The sequence below is a fragment of the Clostridium sp. LIBA-8841 genome, from assembly GCF_057782475.1.
On record NZ_CM173488.1, the window covers coordinates 115001 to 122500 of the forward strand.

At 39.8% G+C, this 7500-nt stretch carries 3 protein-coding genes, 1 tRNA gene and 3 rRNA genes (2 of these 7 only partly in view); 6 read left to right on the forward strand and 1 reads right to left on the reverse strand.

Annotated elements, in window-relative coordinates:
* The 5 genes from AC2A4K_RS00525 to AC2A4K_RS00545 form a co-directional block, all read left to right on the forward strand.
* Positions 1-668, forward strand: a 16S ribosomal RNA gene (locus tag AC2A4K_RS00525); it begins 847 nt to the left of the window's first position.
* A 187-nt stretch (positions 669-855) separates the two neighbouring features.
* Positions 856-3760 (forward strand): 23S ribosomal RNA (locus tag AC2A4K_RS00530).
* A gap of 54 nt (positions 3761-3814) precedes the next feature.
* Positions 3815-3932: ribosomal RNA gene (rrf, locus tag AC2A4K_RS00535) — 5S ribosomal RNA — on the forward strand.
* The 16S, 23S and 5S rRNA genes sit together here with 1 tRNA gene alongside, the layout of an rRNA operon.
* A 5-nt stretch (positions 3933-3937) precedes the next feature.
* A tRNA-Lys gene (locus tag AC2A4K_RS00540) sits at positions 3938-4013 on the forward strand.
* Positions 4014-4332: 319 nt separating this feature from the next.
* Entirely contained in the window at positions 4333-5181 is an 849-nt protein-coding gene (locus AC2A4K_RS00545; RefSeq protein ID WP_322505417.1) for a PRD domain-containing protein, read from the forward strand.
* A gap of 35 nt (positions 5182-5216) precedes the next feature.
* On the opposite strand, the gene AC2A4K_RS00550 is transcribed toward AC2A4K_RS00545, so the two are convergent.
* A complete protein-coding gene (locus AC2A4K_RS00550) occupies positions 5217-5696 on the reverse strand; it encodes a PTS sugar transporter subunit IIA (protein WP_322505416.1) in 480 nt (159 codons plus the stop codon).
* Positions 5697-6409: 713 nt separating this feature from the next.
* Here AC2A4K_RS00550 and nagE point away from each other — a divergent pair.
* Positions 6410-7500 carry the 5' portion of an N-acetylglucosamine-specific PTS transporter subunit IIBC gene (gene nagE / locus AC2A4K_RS00555; protein WP_322505415.1) on the forward strand. Its footprint extends 355 nt past the window's final position, so 1091 of the gene's 1446 nt are visible here — the first part of the coding sequence; the start codon lies at positions 6410-6412; the stop codon falls past the right edge of the window.

Consider the following 7500-nt stretch of genomic DNA (forward strand, 5'->3'; position numbering starts at 1 on the left):
TATTCCGCCTGGGGAGTACGGTCGCAAGATTAAAACTCAAAGGAATTGACGGGGACCCGCACAAGTAGCGGAGCATGTGGTTTAATTCGAAGCAACGCGAAGAACCTTACCTACACTTGACATCCCTTGCATTACTCTTAATCGAGGAAATCCCTTCGGGGACAAGGAGACAGGTGGTGCATGGTTGTCGTCAGCTCGTGTCGTGAGATGTTGGGTTAAGTCCCGCAACGAGCGCAACCCTTGTCGTTAGTTACTACCATTAAGTTGAGGACTCTAGCGAGACTGCCTGGGTTAACCAGGAGGAAGGTGGGGATGACGTCAAATCATCATGCCCCTTATGTGTAGGGCTACACACGTGCTACAATGGCTGGTACAGAGAGACGCAATACCGCGAGGTGGAGCCAAACTTTAAAACCAGTCTCAGTTCGGATTGTAGGCTGAAACTCGCCTACATGAAGCTGGAGTTACTAGTAATCGCGAATCAGAATGTCGCGGTGAATACGTTCCCGGGTCTTGTACACACCGCCCGTCACACCATGAGAGTTGGCAATACCCGAAGTCCGTGAGCTAACGCGTAAGCGAGGCAGCGGCCGAAGGTAGGGTCAGCGATTGGGGTGAAGTCGTAACAAGGTAGCCGTAGGAGAACCTGCGGCTGGATCACCTCCTTTCTAAGGAATACATCTTAGGATAACTAAGATGACATAGAATTCTGGATAATATCTCTGTTTAATTTTGAGAGACTATCTCTCAAAATTGTTCTTTGAAAATTGCACATAATTTAATTTATAGAAAACAACAAGCCAAATTGGCAAACCAATTTCTATTCTTTGTAAAATGAGAACTATAACTAATATAGGTCAAGCTACAAAGGGCGTATGGTGAATGCCTTGGCATCAGGAGCCGATGAAGGACGTGATAAGCTGCGATAAGCTTCGGGTAGGCGCACATAGCCTGAGATCCGAAGATCTCCGAATGAGGAAACTCACATGGGAAACCCCATGTATCGTTAAGTGAATACATAGCTTAATGAAGGTAACCCAGGGAACTGAAACATCTAAGTACCTGGAGGAAGAGAAAGAAAAATCGATTTTCTTAGTAGCGGCGAGCGAAAGGGAAAGAGCCCAAACCGGAAACTTGTTTCCGGGGTTGTGGACATAACATAAAAGTGGAGGCTATTGTAACTGAAGAGAGCTGGAAAGCTCCACCGTAGAAGGTAATAGTCCTGTAAGTGAAACGAGAAGACCACGAGTTATGATCCAGAGTACCACGAGACACGTGAAACCTTGTGGGAAGCAGGGAGGACCACCTCCCAAGGCTAAATACTACCTGATGACCGATAGTGAAGCAGTACCGTGAGGGAAAGGTGAAAAGAACCCCGGGAGGGGAGTGAAATAGAACCTGAAACCGTATGCCTACAACCGCTCAGAGCCCCTTATGAGGGTGATGAGGTGCTTTTTGTAGAACGAGCCAACGAGTTACGGTATGTAGCAAGGTTAAGTACTTAAGGTACGGAGCCGAAGGGAAACCGAGTCTGAATAGGGCGACTAGTTGCATGCCGTAGACCCGAAACCGGGTGACCTATCCATGGCCAGGTTGAAGCGAGGGTAAAACCTCGTGGAGGACCGAACCACGTTGCTGTTGAAAAAGCATGGGATGAGCTGTGGATAGCGGAGAAATTCCAATCGAACCCGGAGATAGCTGGTTCTCTCCGAAATAGCTTTAGGGCTAGCGTCGAGTATGAGTAGTGGAGGTAGAGCACTGAATGGGCTAGGGGGCATAGCGCTTACCGAACCTTATCAAACTCCGAATGCCACATACTTTGAGCTCGGCAGTCAGACTACGAATGATAAGATCCGTGGTCAAAAGGGAAACAGCCCAGATCGTCAGCTAAGGTCCCAAAGTGTAAGTTAAGTGGGAAAGGATGTGAGATTTCTAAGACAACTAGGATGTTGGCTTAGAAGCAGCCACTCATTAAAAGAGTGCGTAATAGCTCACTAGTCGAGAGATCTTGCGCCGAAAATGTAACGGGGCTAAACTTACCACCGAAGCTACGGGCTTGAACTTAGTTCAAGCGGTAGGAGAGCGTCGTAACCGGGCTGAAGTCGTACCGTAAGGAGCGGTGGACTGGTTACGAGTGAGAATGTTGGCATAAGTAGCGAGATGTGGGTGAGAATCCCACAGGCCGAAAACCTAAGGTTTCCTCAGGAAGGTTCGTCCGCTGAGGGTTAGTCGGGACCTAAGCCGAGGCCGAAAGGCGTAGGTGATGGACAACTGGTTGATATTCCAGTACCACTACCATCGTTATTATCGATGGCGTGACGCAGGAGGATAGTGTGTGCTAGCTATTGGATGCTAGTCTAAGCGTTTAGGCAGTGAAAGTAGGCAAATCCGCTTTCATAATGCTGAGGCGTGATGGGGAAGGTTCCACGGAACCGAAGTACATGATTCCACGCTGCCAAGAAAAGCGTCTAGAGAGAGAAGTAGTGCCCGTACCGCAAACCGACACAGGTAGGTGAGGAGAGAATCCTAAGGCCGGCGGAAGAATTACAGTTAAGGAACTCGGCAAATTGACCCCGTAAGTTCGCGAGAAGGGGTGCCTACGAGAGTAGGCCGCAGAGAATAGGCCCAAGCAACTGTTTAGCAAAAACACAGGTCTCTGCTAAAGCGTAAGCTGATGTATAGGGGCTGACGCCTGCCCGGTGCTGGAAGGTTAAGGGGAACACTTAGCGCAAGCGAAGGTGTGAACTTAAGCCCCAGTAAACGGCGGCCGTAACTATAACGGTCCTAAGGTAGCGAAATTCCTTGTCAGGTAAGTTCTGACCCGCACGAATGGCGTAATGACTTGGGCACTGTCTCAACTGTAAATCCGGCGAAGTTGTAGTGCGAGTGAAGATGCTCGCTACCCGCGATTGGACGGAAAGACCCCGTAGAGCTTTACTGTAGCTTAGCATTGAGTTTTGGTATTGTCTGTACAGGATAGGTGGGAGACTAGGAAACCAGGGCGTCAGCCTTGGTGGAGTCATCCTTGGGATACCACCCTGACAGTACTGAAATTCTAACTGGCGGCCATGAATCTGGTCACAGGACATTGTTAGGTGGGCAGTTTGACTGGGGCGGTCGCCTCCTAAAAAGTAACGGAGGCGCCCAAAGGTTCCCTCAGAACGGTCGGAAATCGTTCGTAGAGTGCAAAGGCAGAAGGGAGCCTGACTGCGACACCCACAAGTGGAGCAGGGACGAAAGTCGGGCTTAGTGATCCGGTGGTACCTCGTGGGAGGGCCATCGCTCAACGGATAAAAGCTACCTCGGGGATAACAGGCTGATCTCCCCCAAGAGTCCACATCGACGGGGAGGTTTGGCACCTCGATGTCGGCTCGTCGCATCCTGGGGCTGAAGTAGGTCCCAAGGGTTGGGCTGTTCGCCCATTAAAGCGGCACGCGAGCTGGGTTCAGAACGTCGTGAGACAGTTCGGTCCCTATCCGTCGCGGGCGTAGGAAATTTGAGAGGAGCTGTCCTTAGTACGAGAGGACCGGGATGGACTGACCTCTGGTGTACCAGTTGTTCTGCCAAGAGCACAGCTGGGTAGCTAAGTCGGGAATGGATAAACGCTGAAAGCATCTAAGCGTGAAGCCAACCTCAAGATGAGATTTCCCATAGCGTAAGCTAGTAAGATCCCTTGAAGAACACAAGGTTGATAGGTCGGGGGTGTAAGCATGGTAACATGTTCAGCTGACCGATACTAATAGATCGAGGGCTTGACCAAATATAGTAAATTAAATATGTGCAATTTTGAAAGAACAAAAATCTTTCTAAAACATCTGGTGATGATGTTCTTTAGGGTAACACCCGTTCCCATTCCGAACACGACGGTTAAGCCTTTAGAAGCCGATGGTACTGCACGGGAGACTGTGTGGGAGAGTAGGTGGTCGCCAGGTCTTATGATTTGCTAGCTCAGTCGGTAGAGCACGTGACTTTTAATCACGGTGTCCAGGGTTCGATTCCCTGGCAGATCACCAAAACCTCTCTTAATTAGAGAGGTTTTTTTGTATATAAAAATATAATTAATTTAGATTCAATTGACTATATTATTACAATTAATCATAGTTAAATAGTTTTGTATAATTTCGGCTAGAATTCAGAGAAAAGTATATCTCGATTCTAGTCGAATTTTATATTAGTAAAAAAAAGGATTTTAAGCTATAATTATTGTGTGATTAAGCAGAAATAGTTAATTTATTTATCTTAATATTTACCTCTAATGAATATAGTATTATTTTAAATAGAAAACTAATATAAATTAGCTTAGAATAATCTAATGGTATAAAGGAGATTATTATGATTAAAAAGACAGAAAAGGCTTATGAAGTAAATAAAGCTTTTAATAATAATATAGTTTTAGTTAATGATGATGAAAAAGAAATTATATTATTTGCAAAAGGTATAGGCTTCAATTACAAAAGAGGTTCGGTGATACCAGAAAATACTTATATAGAAAAAATATTTACTATACAAGATGAAAATAATATTGCTAACTTTAGAAGAGTAGTTGGAAGTAATGATGAAAAATTTATTGCTTTTTGTGAGGAATTAATATTAGAAGTTTCAAAAGAATTTGATGAGGATTTAAATGAAAGCATACATATAGGATTAATAGATCATGTCTCTTTTGCCATTGAAAGAATGAAAAAGGGAGAGATTCTAAGAAACCCATTCTTAGTTGAAATAGAAACTTTATATCCAAAGGATTTTGAAGCTGCAAGTAAAATGGTCAAAAAACTTGAGGAATTCACAGGTGTTGATATAGTAGATGATGAGATTGGATTTATTGCTATGCATATACATTCAGCTAGAACAACTGGTGAAGTTTCTCATACAATAAAATATACTTATATAGCTAATACATCTGTAGAATATATTGAAGATGCTTTTGATATTGAAGTTGATAGAACGTCTTTATCTTATGCAAGGTTTGTTGGCCATTTAAGATTTGCAATTGAAAGACTTATTAATAATACTCCAATAAAGAATGAGTTACTTTATATTATAAAATTAAAATATAGGGAATCTTTTAAGGTTGCAGAAGAAATAGCAAAAGCTATAAATGATGATTTTGGATTAAATGTTACAGAAGATGAAATTGGCTACTTAGCATTGCATATTGAAAGAATAAGAAAAGAAGAATAGAAAATAAAAAAGCTGACTACAAAGTCAGCTTTTAATTATTTAAGTTTATAAGTTAAAACAGTATCATTTCCAGCAGTAACTGTTTCACCTATAACAGGTTTCATTTCTTTTACTATATCAGGATTTGTTATTAATACAGGCGTATGTAATTTTAATCCTTTTCCTAATATGAAGTCTCTGTCTATTTTTAAGATTGGAGTACCAGCTTTAACTTGTTGTCCTGGCTCAGTTAATCTTTCGAAACCTTCTCCTTCAAGAGAAACTGTGTCTATTCCAACGTGAACTAATAATTCAATACCATTACTTAAAGTCATAGCAAAAGCGTGGTTAGTTTTGAATACTAATGATAATTCTCCATCAGCAGGAGCAACTATAGTATCTCCAGTTACTTCTATTGCAACTCCATCTCCAGCCATTTTTTCAGCGAAAACCTGATCAGGTACTTGTGCTAAATCGATAGTTTTTCCAGTTGCAGGAGCAACTAATTTTAAATCTTTCTTAAAAAATCCAAACATATTTATTTTCTCAACTTATCATGTAAGTTAAGAAATTCACATCCTTTCTATATATAGAATCAAATATAAAAAAACAGGCATAAGTTTAGTAGAACTTATGCCTGATTTAACAGTAACATGTTATGTTTATATTATATATTTTTTGATTTTATAAGTCAATACTATAGTTATACAATATCATTTCAAAAACTGTATTTTTATGTAATAAAATTAAGGCTGAATGAACAAAATAATATTGTTATAAATGAAAAAATACATCTTAAAAATATGTTGAATTTGAAGTTGACACTCTAAAAAAGATATAGTAATATTTAAATGTAAACAATATAAACAGAATGTTAAGAAATTATTGTAAGCGTGTAACCATAGATTTTGGGCATTAGCTGAAAAGAATTACTTGTTCTTTTCAGCTTTTTTTACGTAAAAATATAGGTAATTTTGTGTAAGGTGTGGAAATTTTTAAATGTGAGTTTATTAAATCATTTAGTTTAGAGAAACTTTAAGTCTTGAATATCTGTATAAGAGTTTTATAAATAAAAAATAATTTAATACAAATTATAAAACTTTTATATAGGTATTCAAAAGGAATAAATACATTTTTTTATTTATAAGACTTTAAAAATAAGAATGCCTTAATGTTTTTAAAGAAATTATACTTTAAAGACAAGACATAATTTAAACTTAAGTAAAAACTTACAAGGAGGAATGAACGAATGAGTAAAAAAGGTTCAAAAGTTTTAGGATTTCTTCAAAGAATAGGTAAATCTTTAATGGTTCCTATAGCAGTAATGCCTGCATTAGGCTTATTACTAAGACTTGGAGATACTGATGTACTTAACATACCTTGGCTTAAAGCTGCTGGTAATGCTGCCTTTGGTGATAATATGGCAATGCTTTTTGCAGTTGGTATTGGATTTGGCCTTTCAGAAGATAATAATGGAGTTGGAGGGTTAGCAGGTCTTTTAGGATACTTAGTTATGACAAATGTTGCTACATCATTTGATCCATCTATAAAAATGGGTGCTTTTGGTGGAGTTGTAGCCGGAGTTGTTGGAGGGCTTTTATATAATAAATTTAAAGATATTAAGGTCCCTCAATTCTTAGGATTCTTTGGTGGAAAAAGATTTGTTCCAATAATAACATCAGCAGTATGTGTTGCTTTAGGTGTATTCTTTGGATATACTTGGCCAACATTCCAAGCCGGTTTAGATGGCTTCGCTAACATAATGGTTGCAGCAGGTGCTCTTGGTGCAGGAATATATGGATTCTTAAACAGATTATTAATACCAATTGGATTACATCACGTAATGAATACAGTAATATGGTTCCAATTAGGAAGCTTTACAAATCCAGTTACAGGTCAATTAGCAACTGGAGATATTTCAAGATACTTAGCAGGGGATCCAACAGCAGGGGTTTACACAGCAGGTTTCTATCCAATAATGATGTTTGGTTTACCAGCAGCGTGTTTAGCGATGTATGTTTGTGCTAAGAAGAAAAATAAAGCCGTTGTTGGTGGTATGTTCTTATCATTAGCATTAACAGCAATAATAACTGGTATAACAGAACCAATAGAATTTGCATTCATGTTCTTATCACCGATACTTTATGTAATACATGCAATATTAACAGGTATATCATTGGCAGTGGCCTACGCTCTAAATGTCCATCTGGCATTTAGTTTCTCAGGTGGATTGATTGACTACGTATTATATTTTGGTAAAGGACATAATCAATTATATCTATTAGCAATGGGTGTTGTTGCCTTTATAATTTACTACTTCTTATTTGTATTCTTTATTAA

Bases quoted from the DNA above. Each gene is read 5' to 3' on its own strand.
- AC2A4K_RS00545 (WP_322505417.1), top strand. From the start codon at position 4,333: ATGATTAAAAAGACAGAAAAGGCTTATGAAGTAAATAAAGCTTTTAAT.
- AC2A4K_RS00550 (WP_322505416.1), bottom strand. From the start codon at position 5,696: ATGTTTGGATTTTTTAAGAAAGATTTAAAATTAGTTGCTCCTGCAACT.